General features: G+C 74.3%; 21 protein-coding genes. 11 read left to right on the top strand and 10 right to left on the bottom strand.

What is annotated here, in order from left to right; all coding sequences use genetic code 11:
* Window positions 1-131: 131 nt before the first annotated feature.
* Window positions 132-1,115: a WD40 repeat domain-containing protein gene (locus OG899_RS15250; RefSeq protein WP_125500638.1), complete on the bottom strand. Its 984-nt coding sequence runs from the start codon at window positions 1,113-1,115 to the stop codon at window positions 132-134.
* A 127-nt stretch (window positions 1,116-1,242) separates the two neighbouring features.
* Here OG899_RS15250 and OG899_RS15245 point away from each other — a divergent pair, with 127 nt between their 5' ends.
* Both OG899_RS15245 and OG899_RS15240 read left to right on the top strand, forming a co-directional pair.
* Window positions 1,243-1,935 carry a GDSL-type esterase/lipase family protein gene (locus OG899_RS15245; protein ID WP_125500639.1) on the top strand — a complete coding sequence of 231 codons (693 nt, stop codon included), beginning with the start codon at window positions 1,243-1,245 and terminating at the stop codon, window positions 1,933-1,935.
* A 317-nt stretch (window positions 1,936-2,252) separates the two neighbouring features.
* A complete protein-coding gene (locus tag OG899_RS15240; protein WP_125500640.1) occupies window positions 2,253-3,245 on the top strand; it encodes an aldo/keto reductase in 993 nt (330 codons plus the stop codon).
* A gap of 150 nt (window positions 3,246-3,395) precedes the next feature.
* Here the strand turns inward: OG899_RS15240 and thpR are convergent, their stop codons facing one another.
* The 3 genes from thpR to OG899_RS15225 form a co-directional block, all read right to left on the bottom strand.
* Window positions 3,396-3,974, bottom strand: coding sequence for an RNA 2',3'-cyclic phosphodiesterase (thpR, locus tag OG899_RS15235; RefSeq protein WP_125500641.1), 579 nt, complete (start codon window positions 3,972-3,974; stop codon window positions 3,396-3,398).
* 120 nt (window positions 3,975-4,094) lie between these two features.
* Window positions 4,095-5,456 carry an MFS transporter gene (locus tag OG899_RS15230; RefSeq protein ID WP_125500642.1) on the bottom strand — a complete coding sequence of 454 codons (1,362 nt, stop codon included), beginning with the start codon at window positions 5,454-5,456 and terminating at the stop codon, window positions 4,095-4,097.
* 27 nt (window positions 5,457-5,483) lie between these two features.
* Window positions 5,484-5,921, bottom strand: a complete 438-nt coding sequence (locus OG899_RS15225; RefSeq protein ID WP_125500643.1) for a MarR family winged helix-turn-helix transcriptional regulator — start codon at window positions 5,919-5,921, stop codon at window positions 5,484-5,486.
* Window positions 5,922-6,087: 166 nt separating this feature from the next.
* Between OG899_RS15225 and OG899_RS15220 the strand changes: the two genes are divergently transcribed.
* Window positions 6,088-6,270 carry a ribbon-helix-helix protein, CopG family gene (locus tag OG899_RS15220; RefSeq protein WP_125500644.1) on the top strand — a complete coding sequence of 61 codons (183 nt, stop codon included), beginning with the start codon at window positions 6,088-6,090 and terminating at the stop codon, window positions 6,268-6,270.
* A 35-nt stretch (window positions 6,271-6,305) separates the two neighbouring features.
* On the opposite strand, the gene OG899_RS15215 is transcribed toward OG899_RS15220, so the two are convergent.
* A complete protein-coding gene (locus OG899_RS15215; RefSeq protein ID WP_125500645.1) occupies window positions 6,306-7,757 on the bottom strand; it encodes an NCS2 family permease in 1,452 nt (483 codons plus the stop codon).
* Between the two features lie 413 nt (window positions 7,758-8,170).
* Here OG899_RS15215 and OG899_RS15210 point away from each other — a divergent pair, with 413 nt between their 5' ends.
* Window positions 8,171-8,464 carry a DUF2530 domain-containing protein gene (locus OG899_RS15210; RefSeq protein ID WP_168131714.1) on the top strand — a complete coding sequence of 98 codons (294 nt, stop codon included), beginning with the start codon at window positions 8,171-8,173 and terminating at the stop codon, window positions 8,462-8,464.
* A gap of 60 nt (window positions 8,465-8,524) precedes the next feature.
* A complete protein-coding gene (locus OG899_RS15205) occupies window positions 8,525-10,975 on the top strand; it encodes an HAD-IC family P-type ATPase (protein WP_189427797.1) in 2,451 nt (816 codons plus the stop codon).
* Window positions 10,976-11,080: 105 nt separating this feature from the next.
* Here OG899_RS15205 and OG899_RS15200 read toward each other — a convergent pair whose 3' ends face one another.
* Together OG899_RS15200 and OG899_RS15195 are read right to left on the bottom strand one after the other, a co-directional pair.
* A complete protein-coding gene (locus tag OG899_RS15200) occupies window positions 11,081-14,233 on the bottom strand; it encodes a sacsin N-terminal ATP-binding-like domain-containing protein (protein ID WP_168131713.1) in 3,153 nt (1,050 codons plus the stop codon).
* Window positions 14,234-14,358: 125 nt separating this feature from the next.
* Window positions 14,359-15,285: a DUF3027 domain-containing protein gene (locus OG899_RS15195; protein WP_125500600.1), complete on the bottom strand. Its 927-nt coding sequence runs from the start codon at window positions 15,283-15,285 to the stop codon at window positions 14,359-14,361.
* A gap of 418 nt (window positions 15,286-15,703) precedes the next feature.
* Between OG899_RS15195 and OG899_RS15190 the strand changes: the two genes are divergently transcribed.
* The 4 genes from OG899_RS15190 to OG899_RS15175 all read left to right on the top strand — a co-directional run bounded on the left by OG899_RS15190 (window position 15,704) and on the right by OG899_RS15175 (window position 19,332).
* The gene (locus OG899_RS15190) at window positions 15,704-17,134 is read left to right on the top strand and encodes an MFS transporter (RefSeq protein WP_229813839.1); all 1,431 of its coding nucleotides are present in this window, start codon (window positions 15,704-15,706) and stop codon (window positions 17,132-17,134) included.
* A gap of 107 nt (window positions 17,135-17,241) precedes the next feature.
* The gene (locus tag OG899_RS15185; protein WP_125500602.1) at window positions 17,242-17,709 is read left to right on the top strand and encodes a DUF2771 domain-containing protein; all 468 of its coding nucleotides are present in this window, start codon (window positions 17,242-17,244) and stop codon (window positions 17,707-17,709) included.
* A complete protein-coding gene (locus OG899_RS15180; protein WP_189427821.1) occupies window positions 17,679-18,479 on the top strand; it encodes a futalosine hydrolase in 801 nt (266 codons plus the stop codon). Before OG899_RS15185 ends, OG899_RS15180 begins: the two co-directional genes overlap by 31 nt.
* Window positions 18,460-19,332 carry a 1,4-dihydroxy-6-naphthoate synthase gene (locus OG899_RS15175; RefSeq protein WP_125500603.1) on the top strand — a complete coding sequence of 291 codons (873 nt, stop codon included), beginning with the start codon at window positions 18,460-18,462 and terminating at the stop codon, window positions 19,330-19,332. Before OG899_RS15180 ends, OG899_RS15175 begins: the two co-directional genes overlap by 20 nt.
* A gap of 130 nt (window positions 19,333-19,462) precedes the next feature.
* Here the strand turns inward: OG899_RS15175 and OG899_RS15170 are convergent, their stop codons facing one another.
* Window positions 19,463-19,843, bottom strand: a complete 381-nt coding sequence (locus OG899_RS15170; protein ID WP_125500604.1) for a cold-shock protein — start codon at window positions 19,841-19,843, stop codon at window positions 19,463-19,465.
* Between the two features lie 163 nt (window positions 19,844-20,006).
* On the opposite strand from OG899_RS15170, the gene OG899_RS15165 reads away from it, so the two are divergent.
* Entirely contained in the window at window positions 20,007-20,276 is a 270-nt protein-coding gene (locus OG899_RS15165) for a hypothetical protein (RefSeq protein ID WP_125500605.1), read from the top strand.
* Between the two features lie 272 nt (window positions 20,277-20,548).
* On the opposite strand, the gene OG899_RS15160 is transcribed toward OG899_RS15165, so the two are convergent.
* Window positions 20,549-21,181, bottom strand: coding sequence for an HAD family hydrolase (locus OG899_RS15160; RefSeq protein WP_125500606.1), 633 nt, complete (start codon window positions 21,179-21,181; stop codon window positions 20,549-20,551).
* 97 nt (window positions 21,182-21,278) lie between these two features.
* Window positions 21,279-22,334: a hypothetical protein gene (locus OG899_RS15155; protein ID WP_125500607.1), complete on the bottom strand. Its 1,056-nt coding sequence runs from the start codon at window positions 22,332-22,334 to the stop codon at window positions 21,279-21,281.
* Window positions 22,335-22,605: 271 nt separating this feature from the next.
* Here OG899_RS15155 and OG899_RS15150 point away from each other — a divergent pair, with 271 nt between their 5' ends.
* Window positions 22,606-25,155, top strand: coding sequence for a helicase C-terminal domain-containing protein (locus OG899_RS15150; protein WP_168131712.1), 2,550 nt, complete (start codon window positions 22,606-22,608; stop codon window positions 25,153-25,155).
* Window positions 25,156-25,287 lie beyond the last annotated feature (132 nt).

Here is a 25,287-nt window from a genome sequence, read left to right as displayed (position 1 = left end):
CGGTGATCCACCGGGCGCCCTTCGCGTTTCCCGGCTCTCTGCCCTCAGCCCCGTCTTTCCCGGCTCTCTGCCCTCAGCCCCGTCTTTCCCGGCTCTCTGCCCTCAGCCCCGTCTTTCCCGGCTCACTGCCCTCAGCCCCGTCGCCGCCGCAGCACTCCGATGCCCGCGAGGACCACGACCGCGACCGCGGCCAGGGCACCGAGCGTGAGCGGCGTGCCGTGGTCGCCCACCGCACCGGACAGGCCCGAACTGCCGCTCGGGGACGGTGTGGTGGCGCCGCCGTCGCCCGCCCCGCCGCCCGGCGCCTTCTCCGCCGTCACCGGGCTGTCGGCGCCCTCGCTGCCGTAGAGCAGATGCGTGCCGTCGGCGCTGTAGGTGATCGACTCGCCCTGCCGTTGCAGCGGGACGTTCAGCCGTCCCTTGCGCTCGATCTTCCCGCCGTTCCAGTCGTAGTAGATCCCTCCGAAGTAGCCGCGCACGGCGAGCTGGGTGCCGTCCGGGGACAGGGCCGCGTCGGTGGCCCACAGGTCGACGGGGGCGACGGGCCGGAAGACGTTGACGCCGGTGGGCGACAGCTGCGCCGGGCCCTCGTACAGGTGGCCGCCGTCCTGGTGCTTGTCGATGATGTACGGGCGTCCGGTCTTCGGGTCCACGATCAGCGACTCGGCGTCGCGGGGGCCGTCGGAGTACTTCACCACGTACTGCGTGGCCCGGACGGTCTGGTCCACCAGCTTCTCCGGCTCGGGCAGCCGGTAGATCCAGACGTAGGGCCACGTGCCGCCGAGGTTGTCGCCGATGTCGCCGACGTAGATCTGGTTGCCGGGGCCGATGGAGATGGCCTCCACGTCGCGGGGCGAGCCGATGCCGCTGAGCGTGATGCGGGCGACCGTCCTGCCGGTGGCGCTGTCCACGGCGTACAGGTAGGGGCCGTCGTCGCTGTCGTTGTGCGTCCAGTAGATACCGGGATGCAGCCGCGAGGCGGCGAGCCCGCTGGACTCCGTGATCCGCGGATCCTTGATCGTGAAGCTCTGGTTCCCGTCGGCGGCGAGGGCGGGCGCGGCGGACAGGCCCCCGGCGAGGAGGACCGTGGCGAACAGGACGGACGGTCGGCGCATGGGCCAAGCCTGCCATCCCCCGCGCGCCGTGCGGGCCGGTCCGGGACCGTCAAGCCTCAGGCGTGCACATCCCGCCCGTGGGGGACGTCACGCGACACGCGCGCTCGGAGTCGTCCATGATGAGCGAATGCTCAGGTTCATGCCCATCGGTGACTCCATGACGATCGGCAGCGCGGGGGAGCACACCTGGCGCTACCGGCTGTGGCAGCATCTGCGCGCCACCTGCGACGGGGAGTTCACCTTGGTGGGCCCCCGCGAAGCGCTGTACGACAAGGCCGCCGACGCGCCGGTCTCCCTCGACTACGCCGGCCGTGACCCCGGCTTCCCCCGCTGCCATCTGGCCGGCTGGGGCGAGGGCTGGATCCACATGGCCCCGGTCGTCGAGGACGCGGTGCGCACCTGCCGCGCGGACGTGCTGCTGGTGTCGTTGGGCCTGATCGACCTCGGTTTCTACACCGACGCCGGGCAGACCATCGCCAACGTGCGCGCCTTCGTGGCGGGCGCCCGGGCCGCGAACGACCGCATCCGGATGATCCTGCTGCCGGTGATCCCCAACATCCGTGCCCGCGAGGACGAGCCGTTCGCCGCCCAGGTGGACCTGTTCAACCAACTGTTGGCCAAGACCGTGGCCGACCTGGACGAGCCCCGCTCCCCGCTGCTGCTGGCGTCCCCGCCGGACGACTACGCCATCGACACCCACACCTACGACGGCACCCACCCCAACGAGCGCGGCGAGCACGCCCTCGCGGCGGCGTTCGCCGCGACACTGCATCAGGCGTGGGGCATCGGAGGGGAGTACGCGGCCCCGCGCACGGCATGAGCGGGCAGCGGCGTGTCCTTGCGGACGTGCGGCCTGTTGTACCGCGCGGGTGCGCGCGTCCGTACGTACGGCAGCCGGCCGCGTACGCCACCGCTGAGGCACCCGTCCACCTCGTGGTCGGTCCCTGCCAGGGAACGTGCCACCGGTACCGCCGGCCCCGGGACGGCGACCGCCTCGGCGACTGACCGTCGCCTTCGGCACCGACGGCGACATGACCGCCACCCCGTCGGTCTCGTCCTGCACACCGGTGAGGTTCCGCGCGACCGACCGGCTTTGGATCTTGTCCTGGGCCGTTCCCCGGCGTTGGCTTGGGGACCATGGAATACACGCAGCTCGGACGCACCGGTTGCAAGGTCAGCCGGCTGGTCCTCGGCACCATGAACTTCGGTCCGCTGACCGACGAGGCGGACAGCCACGCGATCATGGACGAGGCGCTGGACGCCGGCATCAACTTCTTCGACACCGCCAACGTCTACGGCTGGGGCGAAAACAAGGGCCGCACCGAGACCATCATCGGCAACTGGTTCGCCAAGGGCGGTGACCGCCGCGACAAGGTGGTCCTGGCGACCAAGGTGTACGGCACCATGGGCCAGGACGGTCCCGCGTGGCCCAACCACGACAAGCTCTCGGCGCTGAACATCCGCCGGGCCGTCGACGCCAGCCTGAAGCGGCTGCAGACCGATCACATCGACGTCTACCAGTTCCACCACATCGACCGGGACACCCCGTTCGAGGAGATCTGGCAGGCCGTCGACGTCCTCGTCCAGCAGGGCAAGATCCTGTACGTCGGCTCGTCCAACTTCCCCGGCTACAAGATCGCCCAGGCGAACGAGATCGCCGCGCGCCGCGGCGGCACCATCGGCCTGGTGAGCGAGCAGTGCCTGTACAACCTGGCCGAGCGGCGCGCCGAGATGGAGGTCATCCCGGCCGCGCGGGACTACGGCCTCGGTGTCATCCCCTGGTCGCCGCTGCACGGCGGGCTGCTCGGCGGAGTGATCAAGAAGGAGACCGAGGGCGGGCGCCGCTCCTCCGGCCGCGCGGCCGACGCGCTGAACGACCCGGCCCAGCGGGCGAGGATCCAGGCCTACGAGAACCTGGTCGACAAGCACGGTCTGCGGCCCGGCGAGGTCGCGCTGGCCTGGCTGCTCACCCGTCCCGGGGTGACGGGGCCCATCATCGGCCCGCGCACCGCCGAACAGCTCCGGTCCGCGCTGCGGGCGGTGGAGCTGAAGCTCGGCGAGGAACTGCTGGCCGGCCTGGACGAGATCTTCCCGGGCCCGGGTCCGTCCCCGGAGGCCTTCGCCTGGTGAGACGCCCTCGGGCCACCGGTCACCGGTGACCGTCGACGGCCGTGCCCGGCTTCACTTGCCGAGCGCGGCCGCCAGGGCGACGACAGCCAACATCAGCACGAGCGCACCGGCCATGATCCGGTTCCGGGTTTTCGGGTCCACCCTTCGAGACTATCGGGCCCCGTTCAGCGGCCAGCGGCCGACCGTTTCATAGCGGGGCTGTGCACCCGGCACCCCGGACCCGGGGAGCAGGCTGCGCACGAGCAGCAGCTCGTCCACGGTCCACGGCCGGCTGGAGAAGTCCTGCAGCGCCCGCACCCAGGGCCGGACGTCCACCGTGTGGCGGCCGCGGCCGCGCGCCACCGTCAGATGCGCCGTGTAGGGCCGGTGCTCGCCCATCGGCACTCCGGCCTTGCGGGCGGCCGCCTCCGCTCGGGAGGCCAGCAGCCCCAGGGTGCGCAGATCGCCGTCCGCGCCGGCCCACAGGGCGCTGCCCCGCCCGAACTGCCCGCCGCCGCGCAGGGCGAGCGAGAAGGCGGGGGTGCGTCCGGCCGCGCGGCCCAGCCGGTCCGACAGCTCGGGGACGGTGTCGGCGTCCACCTCGCCGTAGAAGGCGAGGGTGAGGTGCCAGCCCGGGCGTCCGGTCCAGCGCAGGCCGTCGGCGCCGGGCAGCCGCCGCAGTTCGGCGACCGTGCGGGCGAGCCGGTCGACGACGTCGTCCGGCGGCACCAGCGCCGCGAAGAGTCTCATGGGGCCAGTGTCCCCGGCGGTCGCCCCGCGCTCCAGTGCGCGGATCCCCGGCAGCGCCCCGCGATCCGGTGGACGACGGCGCGGTCCCCCGGCCGTTCGCGGGGCGTGCGTCAGCGGTCCTCAGGCCGCCGGGGCCAGTTCCTCCCGGCCCTCCTTCGGCACGAATCGCACCTGCGGGTGGCCGTGGTTCCAGCCCACCGACAGCCGCAGCCCGCCCGCGCGGGCCAGCAGCAGGCCGATGGTGACGGCCGCGACGAGGGAGATCGCCCCGCCCACGGCGAAGCCGGCGCGGGCGCCCCAGGTGTCGGTCATCCAGCCGACCAGCGGCGCGCCCAGCGGGGTGCCGCCCACGAAGACCATCATGAACAGGGACATCACCCGGCCGCGCATGGCAGGGGCGGTGCCCATCTGCACCGTGGTGTTCGCGGTGACGTTGACCGTCAGACCGAAGACCCCGATCGGCGCCATCAGCAGGGCGAACAGCCAGTACTCCGGGGCCACCGCGGCGACGATCTCCAGCGCGCCGAAGGCGGCGGCCGCCGCGATCAGCAGGCGCAGCCGGGCGGTGCCGCGGCGGGCGGCGAGCAGCGCTCCGGCCAGGGAGCCGACCGCCATCACGGTGTTGAACAGGCTGTAGGCGCCGGCGCCCGCGTGGAAGACGTCGTCGGCGTAGGCGGACAGCCACACCGGGAAGTTGAAACCGAAGGTGCCGATGAAGCCGACCAGCACGATCGGCCAGAGCAGGTTCGGGTGGCCGGCGACGTAGCGCAGGCCCTCGCGGAGCTGACCCTTGCCGCGCGGGGCGCGCTCGACGACGTGCAGCTCACGGGCGCGCATGAGCAGCAGGCCGGTGATGGGGGCGGCGAAGGACAGGCCGTTGACGAGGAAGGCCCAGCCGGTGCCCACCGAGGTGATCATCACGCCGGCGACGGCGGGGCCGATGAGCCGGGCGGACTGGAAGTTCGCGGAGTTGAGGCTGACCGCGTTCTGCAGCTGCTGCGGGCCGACCATCTCCGAGACGAAGGTCTGGCGGGCCGGGTTGTCCAGGACGGTGGCCAGGCCCATGACGAAGGCGGCGAGGTAGACGTGCCAGACCTGGACGTGGCCGGACAGGGTGAGGCCGGCGAGCGCGAGGCCGGTCAGGGCCATCACGGACTGGGTGCACAGCAGGGTCGGCCGCTTGGGCAGGCGGTCGACGAGGACGCCGCCGTACAGGCCGAACAGCAGCATCGGCAGGAACTGCAGGGCGGTGGTGATGCCGACCGCGGCGGAGGAACCGGTGAGACTGAGCACCAACCAGTCCTGGGCGATGCGCTGCATCCAGGTGCCGGTGTTGGAGACGACCTGCCCCAGGAAGAACAGGCGGTAGTTCCTGATCTTCAGGGAGCTGAACATCGAGGAATTACGGGGGGAGTCGGTGGAGGTCTGGGAATCGTGGGTGGTCGGTGCGGGGGCCGAGTTGTCTCCCGATCCCGTACTCAAAAGGGTTCGCCTCCTCGCTGGGCGTGCTTACAGATGAGCGAGCTTCTCCAGCACGGGAGCGGCCGCGCGCAGCTTCGCCCATTCGTCGTCGTCGAGACCGTCGATCAGACCGGCCAGGAAGGCGTTCCGCTTGCGGCGGCTCTCCTCCAGCATCGTGACGGCCTGCTCCGTCTGGGTGACGACCTTCTGGCGCCGGTCCTCGGGGTGCGGCTCCAGACGGACCAGCCCTTTGGCCTCCAGCAGGGCCACGATGCGGGTCATCGACGGCGGCTGCACGTGCTCCTTGCGGGCCAGCTCGCCCGGGGTGGCGCTGCCGCAGTTGGCAAGGGTGCCGAGCACCGACATCTCGGTGGGGCTGAGCGACTCGTCCACCCGCTGGTGCTTGAGACGGCGGGAGAGTCGCATGAGGGCGGAGCGCAGCGAGTTCACGGCGGCCGCGTCGTCGCCATGGCTAAGGTCCGGCATGGTCTTTAGGGTAACTCATTACCCTAGCTAAATACCAATGCATATCACCCGTCTGGCAGTGATCCTGGCCACTGCGCCGTTCGTGTCCGCCGAGAATCACCCGTACGAGTGATGTAGGCCGGAAACGCACCACAGGGCGCCGATCATCGCGGCAACCCTCGACTCCATGGCCACCAGCGTGCTCAGCCTGCGCATGGACCGCGAGCTGCTCGAGCGGCTCCGCCGTCATGCCGCCAGAAGAGGAATGAGCGTCCAGGACTATGTCGTCCGGACGCTCATCCGCAGTGATTTCGACGAACGGTTCCAGGCCGCCGTCGAGGAGACGGAGCGGTTCTACGGGGTCACCTGACCCCGCGGGACCGCTTGGCGGGCCGGGCCCACGGGTCAGGTCAGGTTCAGGGCCGGCATCAGGTAGTAGAAGGCGAAGACCGCCGCCACCACGTACATCGCCACCGGGATCTCCCGGGCACGACCGGTGGCCAGGCGCAGCACCACGAAGGTGATGAAGCCCATGCCGATGCCGTTGGTGATGGAGTAGGTGAACGGCATCATCAGCATCGTCACGAAGGCCGGGATGGCGATGGTGAAGTCCGACCAGTCGATCTCCCGGATGGAGCCGGCCAGGATCAGGAAGCCGACCGCGACCAGGGCGGGGGTGGCCGCCTGGGACGGGACCATGGTGGCCACCGGCACCAGGAAGAGGGAGAGGGCGAACAGCACGCCGGTGACGACGTTGGCGAAGCCGGTCCGCGCGCCCTCGCCGACGCCCGCCGTGGACTCCACGAAGCAGGTGGTGCCGGAGGAGGAGGTCGCACCGCCGGCCGCGACCGCGATGCCGTCGACGAACAGGACCCGGTTGATGCCCGGCATCTGCCCCTCGGCGTCGGTGAGCTTCGCCTCGTCGCCGATGCCCATGATCGTGCCCATGGCGTCGAAGAAGCACGACAGCAGCACCGTGAAGACGAACAGGACGCCGTTGAGCACGCCGACCTTCTCGAACCCGCCGAACAGGCTGACCTGACCGACCAGGCCGAAGTCGGGGGTGGAGACCGGGTTGCCCGGCCACTTCGGGGTGGTCAGACCCCAGGACGGCACCTGGGCGACCGCCTCGATGATCACCGCGACCACGGTCATGGCGATGATCGAGATCAGGATGGCGCCCGGCACCTTGCGCACCAGCAGGGCGAGCGTGAGCAGCACGCCCAGCACGAAGACCAGGACCGGCCAGCCGTTGAGATGGCCGTCGGCGCCCAGCTGGAGCGGAACGGTGGTGTTGGCGGCGTCCGGGATCCGGGAGACGAAGCCGGAGTCGACCAGACCGATCAGCATGATGAACAGGCCGATGCCGATGGCGATGCCCTTGCGCAGGCCGTACGGCACGGCGGCCATCACCCGCTCCCGCAGGCCGCTGGCCACCAGCAGCATCACCACGAAACCGGCCAGCACCACCATGCCCATGGCGTCGGGCCAGGACATGCGCGGGGCGAGCTGCAGCGCGACGACGGTGTTGACGCCGAGACCGGCGGCGAGGGCGATCGGCACATTGCCGACGACACCCATGAGCAGCGTGGTGAACGCGGCGGTCAGGGCGGTCGCGGTGACCAGCTGCCCGTTGTCCAGCTGGTGCCCGTACATGTCCTTCGCGCTGCCCAGAATGATCGGGTTCAGCACGATGATGTAGGCCATCGCGAAGAAGGTGGCGAAACCGCCGCGGATCTCGCGGGCCAGGGTGCTCCCCCGCTCGGAGATCTTGAAGTAGCGGTCCAGGGCGCCGTAACGGGGCGGTGTCCCCGGCGTCTCGGGGGCGGGGACCTGGGCGGTGGCCGAGGTGGGCATGCGAATGACCTCGAAGATGCGGCAGGTACGGGGCGTACCGGGGCTGGGACGGGGACATGCGTGATCGAGCCTGGCCGCCGTCGGTCACCGACAGGCCCCTCGAGGGGGTCGTTGGTAGATTCCTACGAAGAGAAGCGGTCAAGCTCGGACCGATTCAGTATGAACATATGAAGCCCGAAAAGGCTAATCTCTGCGCCTGTCTCTCAGGTCTCTCCGCGCCGTTGTCCCGGGCCCCGCCGCACCCGCCTCCCAGGCCGCTCGGCACCCGCCCTCCCGTTCCTCCCGGCCACCGGCCTCCCGGTCTTCCCGGCGTCTGCCACCCGGACGGCGCGGCGTCCGCCGCCCGGCCCGCCGCCCTCCCCCGGCCCCCGGCGGCCGGACACCGCCCTCGCCCCGGGCCGTAAGCTGAGGCCATGGCGAAGTGGACCCCCAAGCACGAAGCACCGGAGCCCTTGGAGGGCCCCGTGGTCGCCACCATCACCGGCGGCACGATCGTCTGGTTCGTCCTCTTCCTGGTCCAGCTCCCCTTCTACGGCTGGTTCGCCGACCACGGCCACACCTGGTGGCTGTGGACCTGCCTGACGGGCGCCGGCCTCGGTGTCGTCGGCATCTGGTACGTCCGCCGGCGCGACGCGGCGATCAAACGCGCCGCGGCCCGGCGCGAGGAGACCCCGGCGCCCGACGGCCATCCGGCGTCCCGGGACTGACCGGCGCCCCTGCCGCCGCTCGAGCGGTGAAGCGGCGCATCCTTACGTACCGTCGATGACATGACCCGTCTCGACGCGGACGCGCAGCCGGCACGTGCCGGGCCCGCGCCGCCGGCGCGCAGAGCGCAGGTACCGCCGGCGACCGGGCTGACCTGGGCCGAAGTCGCCGAGCGTGTCGCCCGCGGCGAGGTCAACGACGTCCCGGTCCGCAGCAGCCGGTCCCTGACCGACATCGTCCGCGCGAACGTCCTCACCCGCTTCAACGCGATCATCGGCGTGCTGTGGGTGATCATGCTGTGCGTCGCGCCGATCCAGGACAGCCTCTTCGGCTTCGTGATCCTCGCCAACACCGGCATCGGCATCCTGCAGGAATGGCGGGCCAAGCAGACCCTGGACGCGCTCGCGGTGGTCGGCGAGGCCCGGCCCACGGTGCGCCGCGACGGCACCGCCACCGTGGTGTCCACCGCCGACATCGTCCTGGACGACGTGATCGAGGTCGGCCTCGGCGACAAGATCGTCGTGGACGGCACCTGCGTGGAGGCCGACGGGCTGGAGATCGACGAGTCGCTGCTCACCGGCGAGGCCGACCCGGTGGCCAAACGGCCCGGTGATCCCGTGCTGTCCGGCAGTTTCGTCGTCGCCGGCGGCGGCGCCTTCCAGGCCACCCGGGTCGGCCGGGAGGCCTACGCCGCGCAGCTCGCCGAGGAGGCCTCCCGGTTCACCCTGGTCCACTCCGAGCTGCGCAGCGGCATCTCCACCATCCTCAAGTACGTCACCTGGATGATGGTGCCGACGGCCGTCGCCCTGGTGATCAGCCAGCTCGTCGTGGAGCACGCCGACCTCGCGGACTCCGTGGCCCGGACCGTCGGCGGCATCGTCCCCATGGTCCCGGAGGGGCTGGTCCTGCTCACCTCCGTCGCCTTCGCGATCGGCGTGATCCGGCTGGGCCGCAGGCAGTGCCTGGTGCAGGAGCTGCCCGCCATCGAGGGCCTGGCCCGCGTCGACACCGTGTGCCTGGACAAGACCGGCACCCTCACCGAGGGCGGGATGCGGGTCGCCGAGGTGCGTCCGCTCGGCGGCCACGACGAGGCGTACGTCCGCACCGCGCTCGGCGCCCTCGGCGAGTCCGACCCGCGCCCCAACGCCTCCCTGCAGGCGGTCATCGACGCCTGCCCGGACGGTGAGACGTGGCACTGCGTGGAGTCCCTGCCGTTCTCCTCCGCCCGCAAGTACAGCGGTGCGGTGTTCATCGAGGACGACGGCGAGTCGAGCACCTGGCTGCTGGGCGCCCCGGACGTGCTGCTGCCCTCCGACGCGCCCGCCCTCGCCGAGACCGCGCGCCTGAACGAGCAGGGCCTGCGGGTGCTGCTGCTCGCCCGCGCCCGCCGCGACCTGGACGATGCGGAGGTGACCCGGTCGGTGATCCCGGCCGCGCTGGTCGTCCTCGAACAGCGACTGCGTCCGGACGCCGCCGACACCCTGCGCTACTTCGCCGAGCAGGACGTCCGTACCAAGGTCGTCTCCGGCGACAACGCGGTCTCGGTCGGCGCGGTGGCCGCCCAGGTGGGTCTGCGCGGTGACGCCGTGGACGCGCGCCGACTGCCCGCCGACCCGCAGGACATGGCCCGCGAGCTGGAGAGGGCCACCGTCTTCGGGCGGGTCACCCCGCAGCAGAAACGGCAGATGGTGGGCGCCCTGAAGACGAGCGGCCACACCGTCGCGATGACCGGGGACGGCGTGAACGACGTCCTGGCGCTGAAGGACGCCGACATCGGCGTGGCCATGGGCTCCGGCGCGGAGGCCACCCGGGCGGTGGCGCAGATCGTGCTGCTGGACAACAGCTTCGCCGTGCTGCCGTCGGTGGTGGCCGAGGGCCGCCGGGTGATCGGCAACATCACGCGGGTGGCGACCCTGTTCCTGGTGAAGACCGTCTACTCGGTGCTGCTGGCGGTGCTGGTGGTCTGCGCGCAGGTGGAGTACCCGTTCCTGCCCCGGCATCTGACGCTGCTGTCCACGCTGACCATCGGTGTCCCGGCGTTCTTCCTGGCCCTCGCCCCGAACCGGGAGCGGGCCCGGCCCCACTTCGTGCGGCGCGTGATGCGCTACGCGCTGCCCGGCGGTGCGGTGGCCGCGGCGGCCGCCTTCACCGTGTATCTGGTGGCCCGCGCCCACTACACCGGGCCGGACGCGCTGGCCGCCGAGACCAGCGTGGCGACGCTCACCCTGTTCCTGGTGGCGGGCTGGGTGCTGGCGATCGTCGCCCGCCCCTGGACGTGGTGGCGCGTCGCCCTGGTGGCCGCGATGGGCGCGGCGTTCCTGTGCGTGCTGGCCGTGCCCTGGCTGCAGGACTTCTTCGCGCTGCGGCTGGTGGGCACGACGATGCCGCTTCTGGCGGTCGGGGTCGCGGCGGTGGCGGCGGGCGTTCTGGAGGTTCTGTGGCGCTGGGCCGACCGCCGTGTCCCGCCGGGCACCTCCGTCGCACCGGCAGGCTCCGGGTCGAGCACGCCGTGAGCCGGCGTCCCGCCGCGGCCCCGCGGAGGAGACGTCCCGCCCCGGCACCCGGACGGCTCCCCGGCGCGCCGGGTTCGGGACGTGGACGTGTTCCCGGTGGAGGCCTCAGTCGAACCAGCGGTCGCGGGCCAGTTCCTCCGTGCGGGAGGGGTCCTCGAGCAGGGCGGCCACCTCGAAGCGGCGCGGCCACTGTCCGGCCGCCCAGGCGAGTCCCGCGGCCACGCCCTCCAGGGTGGCCGCGTGCAGCACGCCGTCGTCGGTGAGCCGCCAGTCCAGTTCGGTGCCGTCGACGACGAGTTCCTCGTGCTCGACGTAGGTGGCGGGGGTGCGCGGGCCGAGCAGGACCCGCACGGCCTCCGGGACCTCGTGCTCGGTGCCCTCGGAGTCCACGGTTCCGGGGACGGTCTCGCTCAGCCGCCGCACCTGGAACAGCTCCGCCAGCTCGGCGGCGAGCGCGGGCCTGACCGGCAGCAGCGGCACCCCGGAGGTGAACGGCAGCAGGTCCGGGGAGTCGCACACCACGGCGTCGGCGGCGTCCACGACCTCCACCCGTCCGTCGACCACGGCCCGCAGCTCGTCGGGCAGCGTCACCTGCTCCGGGTCGAGTTCGGCCAGCGCCCCGTACAGGGCGTGCAGCTGGGCCGCGGTGACCGGGCGGTCGGGGTCGGCGAGACGGTCGAGGAGTTCGGCGGCGCCGCCGGGCTCGTCCAGCAGCGCGGCGACGGAGGTGCGCACCCCGAGGGCGTGCAGCACCTGCTCGTCGTCGAAGCCGGTGGCGTCGGCCTCGTCGTACAGGCCGCGCAGCAGCGGGTCGGAGCCGGCGGCGCGCAGTCCGGCCGGGCGGCGTCCGCCGAGCACCGGGTGGCCGCGCAGCCACCAGGCGGTGTAGGGCCGCACCGTCTCGTGGGTGCCGTCGGGCAGCAGGACGCGCACCGGCTGGGTGAGCGCGTCGCGCAGCGGCGGCCGGGACAGCAGGGCGAGCGCGCGCGGCCACCGGTCGTCGTCGACGAGGTCCAGGTCGCGCACGGCGACGATCTCGGTGGCGACCGGCGGCACGGGCGTGTCCGGGAAGCGGTCGAGGACGTCCTCGCACCAGACGTCCACGGCGTCCAGCAGGCCGGGGTCGTCCGGCTCCGGCCAGTCGCTCTCGCGCGGCTCCAGCTCGTCCGGGTCGAGGACGACATCGGTGGCCCGCACGAGGCCGAAGTCGACCAGGACACCGCAGGCGGCGAGCGGCTGTTCGCCCCATTTCTCGGCCAGTTCGGCGTCGACGCAGGGCAGTTCGCCCTCGCGCATCACGGAGTGGAACGGGCCGCCGGGGAAGACGAGCTCGGCCGCGGGGGCGAGTTCGCCGTCCTCGTCGGGCAGGGCGAGCGCGCCCAGCCAGGGTTCGTCGCCGGGTTCCAGGCCGGCCTGCCGGACCAGGGTGAGGACGGTGTCGGCGAGCTCCTCCGCGTCGGGGGTGTCCTCGTCCCAGCCTCCGGCGTCCTCGTCGAGGGAGGCGGCGACCGCGGCCCGCACCTGCGGGGTGGTGAGCACCGCGCGCGGCGTCGCGGGCAGCGCCCCGAGCTTCTCCAGCACCGGGTGCGCGGCGTCCGGGTGGGCGACCTTCAGCCCGAGCCGGGCCAGCGTCTCCGGGTCGACCGGGGTGGCGTCCCCCGCGGGCAGCAGCACCTGCCGCGGCCCGATGGTGGTGCGCCCGTCGGCGAGCGGCACCGGCAGCCCGGACAGCCGGTCGGGGTCGACGCCGGCGAGGCTGTCGTACAGGCGCCGCCACCAGGCGGGGTCCTTCTCCAGGCCGGCCAGCCGGTCGACGGCGTCGGTCAGCGGCAGCCGGGACACGCCCAGGGTGCGCAGCTCGGCCCGGCGCTCCAGCCCGGCGGGCAGCAGGGTCGGCAGCACCTCGGCGAGCACCCGCACGGTCTCGGCGCCCGCGCCCTCGACGATCTCCGCGTCCCGGGGGCGCAGCGACTCGGGCAGGTCGTCCTCGGGCGACTTCGGAGGCACGGCCGGCGGCAGGAAGGAGGTGCGGGGCAGCCGCTGCAGGATCGCCTGCCGCAGCGCGCCGTCCACCTCGCCGGTGCCGAGCGGTCCGGGCACCAGGTCGATGACGCCCTCGGTGACCGGCCGCCAGCCGGCGAGCAGCCCGGCGTAGGCGTCGGCGGCGCGCTGCACCAGGAAGTCGGTGAGCGGGCCGGGCGCGACGTGCCGGCGGGTGCTGTCCATCGGGAAGGTGGCGATCAGCAGGGCGGGCACGCCGATCGGTTCGTCGCTGGGGGTGGGGGCGTGCAGGACGGGGCTGGTGCGGGGGCGCACCGGGTTGCCGTAGGCGTCGACGGGCACGGCCCAGGTCACCGACCAGTGCGGGCGCAGCCGTTCCTCCACCGGCCGGTCGGCGAGCAGGTCGGGGGTGAGGGGGCCGTCGGCACCGGCGGTGCGCCAGTGGGTGACGGCGGGGGCGGTGTCCGTGCCGGCGGAGGGCCGGGAGTCCTCGACGACGGTGAACGGGCCGTCGGTGCGGCGGGTGAGGGTGCGCGGCTCCTCGTCGCCGATCTCCACCACGACCTCGGTCAGGCCGGGCAGGGCGAGCAGCAGGGCGTCGTCCACACCGCGCAGCAGCCGTTCGGCCAGGTCCGCGGCGGCGGTGTCGCGCAGCGGCAGGATGACGACCGTGTCGTAGGGGTCGGGGGCGGTGCCCTCGGCGGCGAAGGGCAGCCGCAGCAGCGGGACGTGCCCGTCGCGGCGGCGGATCTCGTCGCCCAGGCCGGGGCTGTGCCGGGCGGTCCGCTCGGCCAGCTCGCGCGCCTCGGCCAGGGACCAGCGCACGCCGCCGTGCCGGCCGACCACGGCGGGCTCGTCGGTGACGGCCAGCACGGCGGCGAAGCCGACACCGAACCGGCCGACGGAGGGGGTGCGGGTGGCGGAGGTGTCCCGTTTGGCGGAGGCGCGCAGCGTGGCCAGCGACTCGACGCCGGTCGCGTCCAGGGGGGCGCCGGTGTTGGCGGCCAGCAGCACCCCGTCCCGCAGGGTCAGGCGCAGCCGGCCGGGCACACCGGCGCGGGCGGCGGCGTCCGCGGCGTTCTGCGCCAGCTCCACGACGAGCCGGTCGCGGTAGCCGCCGAGGACCAGGTCCTCCTCGGCGTTGGCGTCCTCCCGGAACCGGGCCGGGCTGGTGGCCCATGCGTCCAGCACCCCGCGCCGCAGTCGCGCGGTCCCGAACGGATCCCCTCCGGCGGACGGCTGCACCAACATGCTCACGTCGTTCATTCTCCTCACGAAGGTGCACCGAAGGTACCGCGCCGGAGGGCGGGCGGGACCGGCTCCCCGGTACGGGGCGCGCCCGGCGGCCGGCGAGCGGCGCGGCCCGTTCCGGGCGGTGGGCGTCAGGAGTGCCCGAGCTCCTCGGTCTCCTCGTCCGAGGTGTCCGGGACGGAGCCGGAGTCACGGGCGGGGCGGAGCGGGAAGGGGTCGACGCGGGTCTCGTCGATCACCGGCGGGGCCGGCTGCGGGGGCTTGGGCATGACCGCGGCCTCGGAGTGGCCGCCGCAGCCGTAGGAGAGGGAGACCACACGCCCGTCGGCCGGGGAGAACTCGTTGGCGCACACGCCGAAGGCCTGGCCGAGCGAGCCGCCGATCGGCACCAGGAAGCCGCAGCTGACACAGGACGCCGGGGCGGCCTGCGCCATCGGGGTCTTGGCGCCGAACGCCTCCTCCCACCGCTCGGCGGCCAGACGCAGGCCGTAGCGGGAGAGCACCCGGGCGCGGCGCATGCCCAGTTCCTCGGCGACGGCGCTGATGGAGCCGCGCGAGCAAGCGGTGGGCAGGGTGCGCGGCGGACCTGCGGTGACGTCGGCGTCCTCGGCCTCCGCCAGCTCGGTCATCTCCTCGGACACGGCGGAGTTCGGCGGCGGCTCGTCCTCACCGGTGTATCCGGGCTCCAGCCTCAGATCGTCGGCGTCGGTGGGCAGCAGATCGCCGGGACCGAGGTCGCCGGGGCGCAGGCGCTCGCTCCACGGCACCCACTCGGGCGCCAGCAGCGCGTCGGGGCCGGGCAGGAGGACGGCCTCGTCCAGGGTGACGACCTTGGCGCGGGAGGCGCGGGCCACCGTCACGGCCCACCGCCAGCCGCGGTAGCCCAGCTCCTTGCACTCGAAGAAGTGGGTGACGACGCGGTCGCCCTCGGAGACCAGACCCACGTGTTCGCCGACCACGCCCGGCGCGGCCGTCTCCTCCGCTGCTGCGCGGGCGAGGTCGACGGCCTCGGCACACAGACGGTCGGGTGTGCGGCTTCGCGTGCTCGCTGCGCTCACAGGTATCGCTTCTCTCCTACGCCGTCTTCCGGGTGCGCCGCCGAAGGCAGCGGGGCGGACGGAGCGGACCCGTGGACCGCGTCGACGTCCGCGCCCGGAACGCGCTCGGGCACACCTACGTCATCCATTCTGCGGTATGGCGGTAAGGCGCGCGGCCGAGAACGTTCGCCACGGCGCGTTACGCACGCTACCTTCTCGCCGCCGCGCGGCCCACACCGCCGTGGGCACCTCGCCGCCGGGACGGCACCGGATGCGCTCCGTCGCGCCGACCGAGGGCATCGGTCCAGGTCGCGGCCGTCGGGCGGACGCGCCACCGGGTGCGCGGACGGTCGCCGTGCGGGTGGCCGTGCCTCCGGTGCGCCGCCTCGTCCGTGCCGCAATGGCGCCACCGGCGGGGGTCAGGGGGCACTATGACGGGGTGGCAGCCGCGAGGACGCCCTCCGAGACCGCCGGGACCGGTGAGCCCCAGGGGTGCGAGGAGAGCAGCCGAGGCAGCGGTTCGGGCCCCGTCGCCGGGTCCGTCCGCGCGCTGGGCCGTGCCCTGCGGCTCCCGGTGACGGGCACGCTGCGCGGCATCCGCCGCGTCACCCACGCCCACGGCGCCGGGGAGTCGGGGCTGGGCCGGCTGATCGAGCTGCACGCGGTCAACGGCGCCGGCGACGTGATGATCACCGTGGCGCTGGCCTCGACCGTGTTCTTCTCCGTGCCCACCGACGAGGCCCGCGGCCGGGTCGCGCTGTATCTGGCCGTCACCATGGCGCCGTTCACCGTGCTCGCCCCGGTCATCGGCCCCCTGCTGGACCGGCTGCCGCACGGGCGGCGGGCCGCGATGGCCGCCGCGATGCTCGGCCGGGCGCTGCTCGCCCTGGTCATCGCGGGCGCGGCGGCCGGCGGCGGGCTGGAGCTGTATCCGGCGGCGCTGGGCGTGCTGGTCGCCTCCAAGGCGTACGGGGTGGTGCGCAGTGCGGTGGTGCCGCGGCTGCTGCCGCCCCGCATCTCGCTGGTGAAGGCCAACTCGCGGGTGACGCTGGGCGGACTGCTGGCCACCGGGGCCGCCGCGCCCGTCGCGGCGGGACTGCATCTGATCGGGCCGCGCTGGCCGCTGTACGGCGCCTTCGTGATCTTCGTCGCGGGAGCGTTCCTGTCGTTCTCCCTGCCGCCGACGGTGGACTCGGCGCGCGGCGAGCACCGGGCGCTGCTCGCGGCCGACGCCGGGCGGCTGCACGGGCCGCGGGGCCGGGGCAGGCGTCCGGGGCTGCGCACGGTGGGCCCGGCCGTCACCCACGCCCTGGCCGCCAACGCGGCGCTGCGCTGCCTGTCCGGCTTCCTGATCTTCTTCCTCGCCTTCCTGCTGCGGGAGCATCCGCTGGCCGGGCAGAGCGCGGCGGTGTCGCTGGGGGCGGTGGGGGTCGCGGCGGGCGCGGGCAACGCGCTGGGCACGGCGGTCGGGGCGTGGCTGCGCGCGCGGGCGCCGGAGGTCATCGTGGTGACGGTGGTGGCGATCGTGCTGGGGGTCGCGGTGACGGCCGCGGTCTTCTTCGGTGCGCTGCTGGTGGCGTGCCTGGCGGCGGTCGCCGGTCTCGGGCAGGCGCTGGCCAAGCTGTCCTTGGACGCGCTGATCCAGCGGGACGTGCCCGAGCTGGTGCGCACCTCGGCGTTCGCGCGCTCCGAGACGCTGCTGCAGATGTCCTGGGTGCTGGGCGGCGCGATCGGCATCGTGCTGCCGCTGAGCGGCGTGCTGGGCCTGGCGACGGGTGCGGCGATCGTGGCGGCCGGCTGGCTGCCGACGGTCCGCGGCCTGCTCGCCTGCGCCCGGCAGGGCCCGCCCGGCCGGCCCGGCCCGTCCTGACCGTGGCGCCGACCGCCCCGTGCGGTGGCCTGCGCCCGGGGCCTCGTGGTGCGGCACGCCGCACCCCGCTTGGGCAGGGGTATGGACATGCCCGATAGCCTTCGGCCATGACCTTGCTGCAATCCGCCGTGCGACGCCGCCGCGTCGTCGCCGCCGCCGGCGCCGTGTCCGCCGGACTGCTCGCCCTGTCGGCCTGCTCCCACCCGACGCCGATCGCCACGATCACCGTCGGCGGCGACTCGGTGAACGCCGAGGCCACCTGCTACGCCGACGGCAAGGCGATCGCGACCACCGAGCTGCCGAAGTGCCTGAAGTCGGACCACACGATCGAGGTCGACCCGGACGACACCGTACGGTTCGGCGTCGACCCGGACATCGCGGACAAGGGCTGGACCATTCTCATGAACGGTCAGCCGCTCACCGACTCCAGCACCAAGACGTACCGCACCATTCCGGGCAGCGTCTTCTTCAACGCCCAGTACGGTGCGAGCGGCAACACCACCTGGGTCGCCGTCAGGGAAGGCGAGAAGGACGTGACGGGCATCTGGTCCTTCAAGCTCACGAAGGCGTCCTGACCTCTTCGGTGTCCTTTCCCCGTGTGCTCGTCGCCACCGCCGTCCCGGCCGAACGGGACGCGGTGGCACGGGCGTTGACGTCCGCGCCGCCCGACGCGACGCGCCTGCCGGCGGCGACCGTGCACCGTGTCGCCGCGCCGGGCGCGTCCGGAGCCGAGGGCCCGGGCAGCGGGTTCGGTCTGCTGGCCGCCGGGGTCGGCCCGGCCCGGGCCGCCGCGTCCACCGCGGCCGCCCTGACCGCCGCCGTGCTCGACGGCGCCCCGTACGACCTCGTCGTCTGCGCGGGCATCGCGGGCGGTTTCCTGCCCGAGGCGCCCGTGGGCAGCCTCGTCGTGGCCGACGAGGTCACCGTGGCCGATCTGGGCGCCGAGACCGCCGACGGCTTCGTTCCGGTGACCGAGCTGGGCTTCGGCACCGTCACCCACCGTCCGCCCGGGCACCTGGTCCGCACGGCGGCCGCCGCGACCGGTGCGGCCACCGGCACGGTGCTGACCGTGTCGACGGTCACCGGCACCGCGGCCCGCGCCGCCGCGCTGCGAGAACGCCACCCGCGCGCCCTGGCCGAGGCGATGGAGGGGTTCGGTGTGGCGGAGGCGGCCGCCGCGCACGGTGTGCCCGTGCTGGAGCTGCGCGCCGTCTCCAACGCCGTCGGCCCCCGCGACCGCGCCGCCTGGCGCATCGGCGACGCCCTGACCGCCCTGACCGAGGGCTTCGGGAAGCTCGCCGCCGCACTGGAGAGTTGGAACGCACATGAGCCCGCAGAATCCTGAGCGGCAGCCCGACCGGCTGCGCATCGCCTACTCGCCCTGCCCGAACGACACCTTCGTCTTCGACGCCCTCGCCCACGGCCGCATCCCCGGCGCGCCCGCGCTGGACGTCACCTTCGCCGACATCGACATCACCAACGGCATGGCCGAACGCGGCGAGTTCGACGTGCTGAAGGTGTCGTACGCGGTGCTGCCGTACGTCCTTCACGAGTACGCGCTGCTGCCGTGCGGCGGTGCGCTCGGCCGGGGCTGCGGTCCCCTGGTGCTGACCCGGGAGCCGGGCGCCGACCTGAGCGGCCGGACGGTCGCGGTGCCGAGCGAGAAGTCGACGGCCTATCTGCTGTTCCGGCTGTGGGCCGCGGACACCGTGCCCGGCGGGGTCGGCGAGATCGTGGTCATGCCGTTCCACGAGATCATGCCGGCCGTGCGGGACGGCAAGGTCGACGCCGGCCTGGTGATCCACGAGGCGCGCTTCACCTACCAGAACTACGGCCTGCACAAGCTCGCCGACATGGGCGAGCACTGGGAGGCCACCACGGGCCTGCCGATCCCGCTGGGCGCGATCATCGCCAAGCGGTCGCTGGGCGAGGCGACGCTGACCCGGCTGGCCGACGCCGTCCGCGCCTCGGTCCGCGCGGCCTGGGACGACCCCGAGGCGTCCCGCCCGTACGTCATGGAGCACGCCCAGGAGATGGACCCGGCGGTCGCCGACCAGCACATCGGGCTGTACGTCAACGAGTTCACCGCCGACCTCGGCGAGGACGGCTACGCGGCGATCCGCGGGCTGCTCGGCCGCGCCGCGGCCGAGGGGCTGCTGCCGGAGCTGGACGACGAGGCGCTGCGCTTCCCGGCGTGAGACTGCGGCGCCTGCCGTCGTCAGGCCCGTGAGGCTCGGCGCCGCGCGCACCGCGGGCGATCCACCCGTCCGGCCGGTCACCCGACCGGCCGGACGGCGTGCGACCGGTGGCCGGAAACGGTCCGTCCGGTCAGACGTCCAGCTGGTCGGCGACCGCCCGCAGCAGGCCGGCCACCTTCTTGCCGGAGGACTTGTCCGGGTAGCGGCCGCGCTCCAGGGTCTGGCCGACGTTCTCCAGCAGCGTGGTCAGGTCCTGCACGATGGACAGCAGCTCGTCGGGCTTCTTGCGCTGGGCGGCCGCCACCGACGGGGTCTCCAGCAGCGTCAGGGAGAGCGCCTGGTCACCGCGGTGCCCGGCGACCACGCCGAACTCCACGCGCTGTCCCGGCTTGAGCGTGTCCACTCCGGCGGGCAGGACCGAGGAGTGGACGAAGACGTCACCGCCGTCGTCGCGGGAGAGAAAGCCGAAGCCCTTCTCGCTGTTGAACCACTTGACCTTGCCGGTGGGCACGTCCGTCCTCGTCCTCGTACTCGTCGGAAAACTGCTTCTTGAAACGGCTCTGATAGCACTGGGGCGGGCCGCTGCGGACCCGCCGGTACCCAGGCTAATGGTCGTGGGGCGGGTGACAAGACGTCGCCCGGCCGTTCCCCCGCGCTGGAACTACCCTGGTCCGGTGCGTGACGAAACCCAAACGAATTCCGCCGGGCCCGGCGACCGGCTGATCACCGCCGGCGCGATCGTGTTCTTCATCGGGGTGGTGGCCACCGTCGTCACGGTGGCACCGCTGTTCCTCGGCGCGAAGCCGTTCCCGACGTTCATGTACGGGCTGAGCATGCTCATGGCCGTGGGCTTCGTGCTCGCCGGGGCCGGGCTGCTGCGCTCGATCGGCGCCGGCCGCCGCGCGGCACGCTCCGGCACGGAGGAGACGGCCGGCTCCCGGTAGAGCGGCGCACTCCGGGCCGGCAGGGTCTCCTGCGCCCGGCTCGTCAGGGCTGCGCACCCGCCCCGCAGGGCTGCGCACCCGCCCCGCAGGGCTGCGCACCCGAACCGCAGAGCTTCGCACCCGAACCGCAGAGCTTCGCACCCGAACCCGCAGGGCTGCGCACCCGAACCGCAGGGCTCCCTGCGCCCTACCCGCGGGGCTCCCTGCGCCCTACCCGCGGGGCTCCCTGCGCCCTACCCGCGGGGCTCCCTGCGCCCTACCCGCGGGGCTCCTTACACCCGGCCGCCGAGGTGGTCCGCGAACCACTGCGGGAACGCGGTGAGGTCGGCGAGGACCACGTCCGCCCCGGCCGTGCGCAGTTCCTGCTCGCCGCACGGCCCGGTGGTCACCGCCACCGACAGGGCGCCGGCCGCGCGGGCGCCGCGGACGTCCCCGAGGTGGTCGCCGACGTACACACGGGCCTCGTGCTCGCGCAGCGCCTCGGCCTTCTGCTCGGCCCACAGGCCGCCGATCACCGCGTCCGGCTCGATCCCCAGGTGCTCCAGGTGCAGCTTGGCGTTCGGCTCGTACTTGGCGGTGACGACGATCGCCCGCCCGCCGGCCCGCCGCACCGCCGCGACGGCCTCCCGGGCGCCGGGCAGCGCGCGGGTGGGCGCTATGGCGGTCTGCGGGTACAGCTCGCGGTACAGCTCCGCGGCCTGCTCGATCCGCTCGGGCGGGAACCAGTGGGCCAGCTCGTCGGCGAGCGGCGGCCCGAGCCGCGTGACGGCCAGGTCGGCGTCGACGTACGTCCCCGTGCGCTCGGACAGCGCCAGGTAGCAGGCGCGGATGCCCGGCCGGGAGTCGATGAGCGTCATGTCCAGGTCGAAGCCGACGGTCGGCACGGGGGAAGTCATGGGGGCCATTGTGCCGTGCGGCCCCGGACCGCCCGGGCGGGGTGGGGGTGCCGGGCCCGCCGCGATCGGCTCGACACGACCTCCGTCACCGGGCGGGCGGCGGGCGTCAGCGCTGCCGCTGCGACCGCCACACCAGGAACAGCGCCGAGGCCACGGCCGCGCCGCGCACCACCCACGGCCAGGTCTGGGCGAGGACGTCGTGCATGCCGTCCTGGGGGACGGGCTCGCCCCACCGGCCGGTGCTGCGGCCCCACAGCCACACGCAGCCGGCGGCGACGGCCAGGCCGGGCATGCCCAGCACGGCCCACTTGGTCTCCGTGGCGGTCAGCCGGCGCGATCCGTAGGCGATGACCCAGCCGAGGGCCAGCGCGAGCCAGCTGCCCAGCACCGCCCCGGCCACCAGCAGCACGGCCGCGCACAGCAGCAGCGGATTGCGCCGGCCGCGCAGACCCCGGGCCAGCAGCCCCAGGCCCCAGCGGGCGGTCTTCCCTCCCGACTGCTGTCCGGCCTGCTCCGCCTGCTCCCCGGATCGTGCCGCCTCCTCCTCGGCCGCGTCGGCGGCTCCCGGTTCCGCCCCTCCGGCGTCCTTCGTCGCCGACGGCGGCTTGAGCAGGTCCGGGATCTCCACACCGCCCACGAATCCGGGCACACCGTCGCCGAGGCCGGCGTCGTCGGCAGGGGTGCGCCACCAGTCGGAGCGGGCCGCCGCACCGGACGGTGCCGAGGACGAGGGTGCGGCGCCGGCACGGGCCTTGCCGGGCCGGGGTCCCGGCACCGTCCGTCGCTGCTCCGCCCTGCGCTGGTCCTTGCGCCGCTTCCCGCCGGCCTCCGCGGCGGTGTCCTGGCCCGGGCCCTGGGACGGTCCCGCCTCCCGCTGCACGGGCACGGCGGCCTGCGGCGGCTCGGCACCCGCCGGGGCCGTCGGGGCGCTGCCCGCACCGCCCGCCGCCGTGACGACGTCGTCGGGACTGCCGATCCGGTCGAGGATGCGGCGCACGGCCGCCGGGCTGTCCACGACGGCCTTGGCGCGCCGCCGGTCGATCTCGTCCCGCAGCTGCGCCACCAGCTGCATCCGGGTGGCCGAGGACAGCTGCCGCTGCTGGGCCACGTCCCCGACGCGGCTCAGATACTCGTAGACGACCTGATCGCTCTCGATCCCCACGGACAACCCCTCCGGGGCACTGGCCGGACAATCCGCGGCACGACGGTACCGCGTGGGCCACGGCCCGCCCCAGCCGCACACGCACGTGCCGCACCCACACCCGCGAGCCGACCCACCGCACCACCGCACCCACACCCGCGAGCCGGCCCACCGCACCACCGCACCCACGCCCGCCACCTGCGCAACCGCACCGCCCCGTACCGGGATCCGTGCGCGGCCGCCGACGACCGAACGGTCCCCGTCGCCGTACCCACCCGCTACCGTGGACCGGATGAGCAGCGATGAGAAACCGGCGGACGCGGCGGCGGCCCCCCGCTCGCTCGCGGAGGCGCTGCGCGCGCGGGACGACGCCGGCCTGGCCGCACTCCTGCGCAGCCGCCCCGACCTCATCACCCCCGTCCCCACCGACCTGACCCAGCTGGCCACCCGCGCCGCGACCCGCGCGTCGGTGGCGCGGGCCCTGGAGCGTCTCGACCGGTTCGCGCTGCAGACCGCCCAGGCCCTGGCGGTGGCCGGCGACCCGGCGAGCTACGGCGAGCTGCTCGGCCTGATGGCCGGTCACGCCGGTGACGCGGCCGTGGAGTCCGCCCTGCCGCGCGCCCTGGGCACCCTGCGCACCCAGGCGCTGGTGTGGGGCGGCGACGACCGGCTGCGGCTGGTGCGCACCGCCCGCGAGCTGCTGGCGCCCACCCCGCAGCGGCCCTCGCCGACCGGTCTCGGCCCGACGGTCAAGGAGGCCACGGCCGGGATGTCGCCGGGGCGCATCCAGGAGATCCTGACCACCGCCGGGCTGCCCACCACGCACGACTCGGTCTCCGCGGTGGCGGCGCTGACCGCGCTGTTCACCGACCGGGAGCGGCTGGACGCGCTGCTCGCCGCCCTGCCCGCCGACTCCCGCCGGGCGCTGGAGCGCCTCGCGTGGGGCCCGCCGTACGGGCAGGTCACCGCCGACCCCGCGCCCCATCTGCGGCTGCTGCTGGACCGGGGGCTGCTGATGCCCACCGCGCCCGGCACGGTCGTCCTGCCGCGCGAGGTGGCGCTGCATCTGCGCGGCGGCCGCGCCCATCGCTCGCCCGAGCCGGTGCCGCCCGCCGTGACGGCGGCCAGGACCCACCGCCCCGACGTGGTGGACGCCACGGCGGCCGGGCAGGCGTACACGGCGCTCGCCACCGTGGAGGAGCTGCTGAAGGACTGGGACGAGGGCGGCCCGGCCGTGCTGCGCGCCGGCGGGCTGAGCGTGCGCGACCTCAAGCGCACCGCCGTCGCCCTGGACGTGCCCGAGCCGATGGCGGCGTTCTGGGTGGAGCTGGCCTACGCCGCCGGGCTGGTCGCCTCCGACGGCGAGGCCGACGAACGGTATGCGGCGACCCCGGCGTACGACGAGTGGCTGGAGCAGCCCGCCGCCGACCGCTGGAGCCGGCTGGCGCAGGCATGGCTGGCGGCGACCCGCACCCCCGGCCTGGTCGGCGGGCGGGACGCGAAGGGCCGCGCGCTGTCCGCGCTGGGCCCGGGCCTGGACCGTTCGGCCGCGCCGGAGGTGCGACACCGGGTGCTGACGCTGCTCGCCGGCCTGCCGGAGGGGTCGGCCCCGGATCCCGAGTCGGTGCTGGCCCGGCTGCGCTGGGAGCGCCCGCTGCGCGAACGCGAGCAGGACGGTCAGGACGGCGAGGATCTGCGCACCCGGCTGGCCCGGTGGACGCTGTCCGAGGCGGAGCTGCTGGGCGTGACCGGCCGGGGTGCGCTTGCCGCCCACGGGCGGGCCCTGCTGGGCGCCCCGCAGCCGCCGCGGTCCGCCGAGGAGCCCTCCGGCCCGGGCGACAAGCTGCCCGTGCACCACCACTGGACGCCGCCCCCGCCCGTCCCGCCCCCCGCCGAGCGGGCCGAGGCCGCCGAGCGGGCCGCCCGGCTGCTCGCCCCGCTGCTGCCGGAGCCGCTGGACCACGTGCTGCTCCAGGCGGACCTGACGGCGGTGGCGCCCGGCCCGCTCCAGCGCCCGCTCGCCGAGATGCTGGACGTGCTCGCGGACGTGGAGTCCAAGGGCGGCGCCACGGTGTACCGGTTCACGCCGGCCTCGGTCCGCCGCGCCCTGGACGCCGGCCGGACCGCCGCCGACCTGCACGCCTTCCTCGCCGAGCACTCCCGCACCCCGGTGCCGCAGCCGCTGGCGTACCTGATCGACGACGTGGCCCGCCGACACGGCCATCTGCGGGTGGGCGCGGCCTCGTCGTACGTGCGCTGCGACGACGAGGCGCTGCTGAACGAGATCCTGGCCGACAAGCGTGCCGCCGCCCTCGGGCTGCGCCGCCTGGCGCCGACCGTGCTGGCCGCGCAGGCCGACCCGGCCGCCCTGCTGGAGGGACTGCGCACCATGGGCTACGCCCCGGCTGCCGAGTCCGCCGCCGGGGACGTCGTGATCACCCGTGCCGACTCGCACCGCACCCCGCCGCGCACCCCGCCCGAGCCGGTGCCGGAAGGCCCGCCCGTCCCGGACGACACCCTGCTGTCCGCCGCGATCCGCGCGATCCGGGCGGGCGACCTGGCCGCGACCGCCCCGCGCCGCCCGTCCGGCACCCCGCAGGCACCCGGCGAGCTGCCCCGCACCTCCTCCGCCGAGACCCTGGCCACGCTGCAGGCCGCGGTCCTCACCGGCCAGGCCGTGTGGGTCGGCTACGTCAACGCCGACGGCGCCGCGAGCCAGCGGGTCCTCGCCCCGGTCCGCGTCGAGGGCGGCTACGTCACCGGCTTCGACCACACCGCCGACGAGGTGCGCACCTACCCGCTGCACCGCATCACCGGCGTGGCGGAGCTGGAGGAGGACTGAGGACTCCGCACGAGGACCGAAGACTCCGCACGACGACGAGGACGAGGACGACGACGAGGACGACGACGAGGACGATGGCGGACGGCTGAGGCACACTGGACGTTTGGCCGTCGTGGAAAGGGTGTGTGCTGC

Source organism: Streptomyces thermoviolaceus, from assembly GCF_045209695.1.
Taxonomy (GTDB): Bacteria; Actinomycetota; Actinomycetes; order Streptomycetales; family Streptomycetaceae; genus Streptomyces; species Streptomyces thermoviolaceus.
Note: the sequence above shows the minus strand (reverse complement) of the source record. Positions and strands in the feature narration are given on the sequence as shown.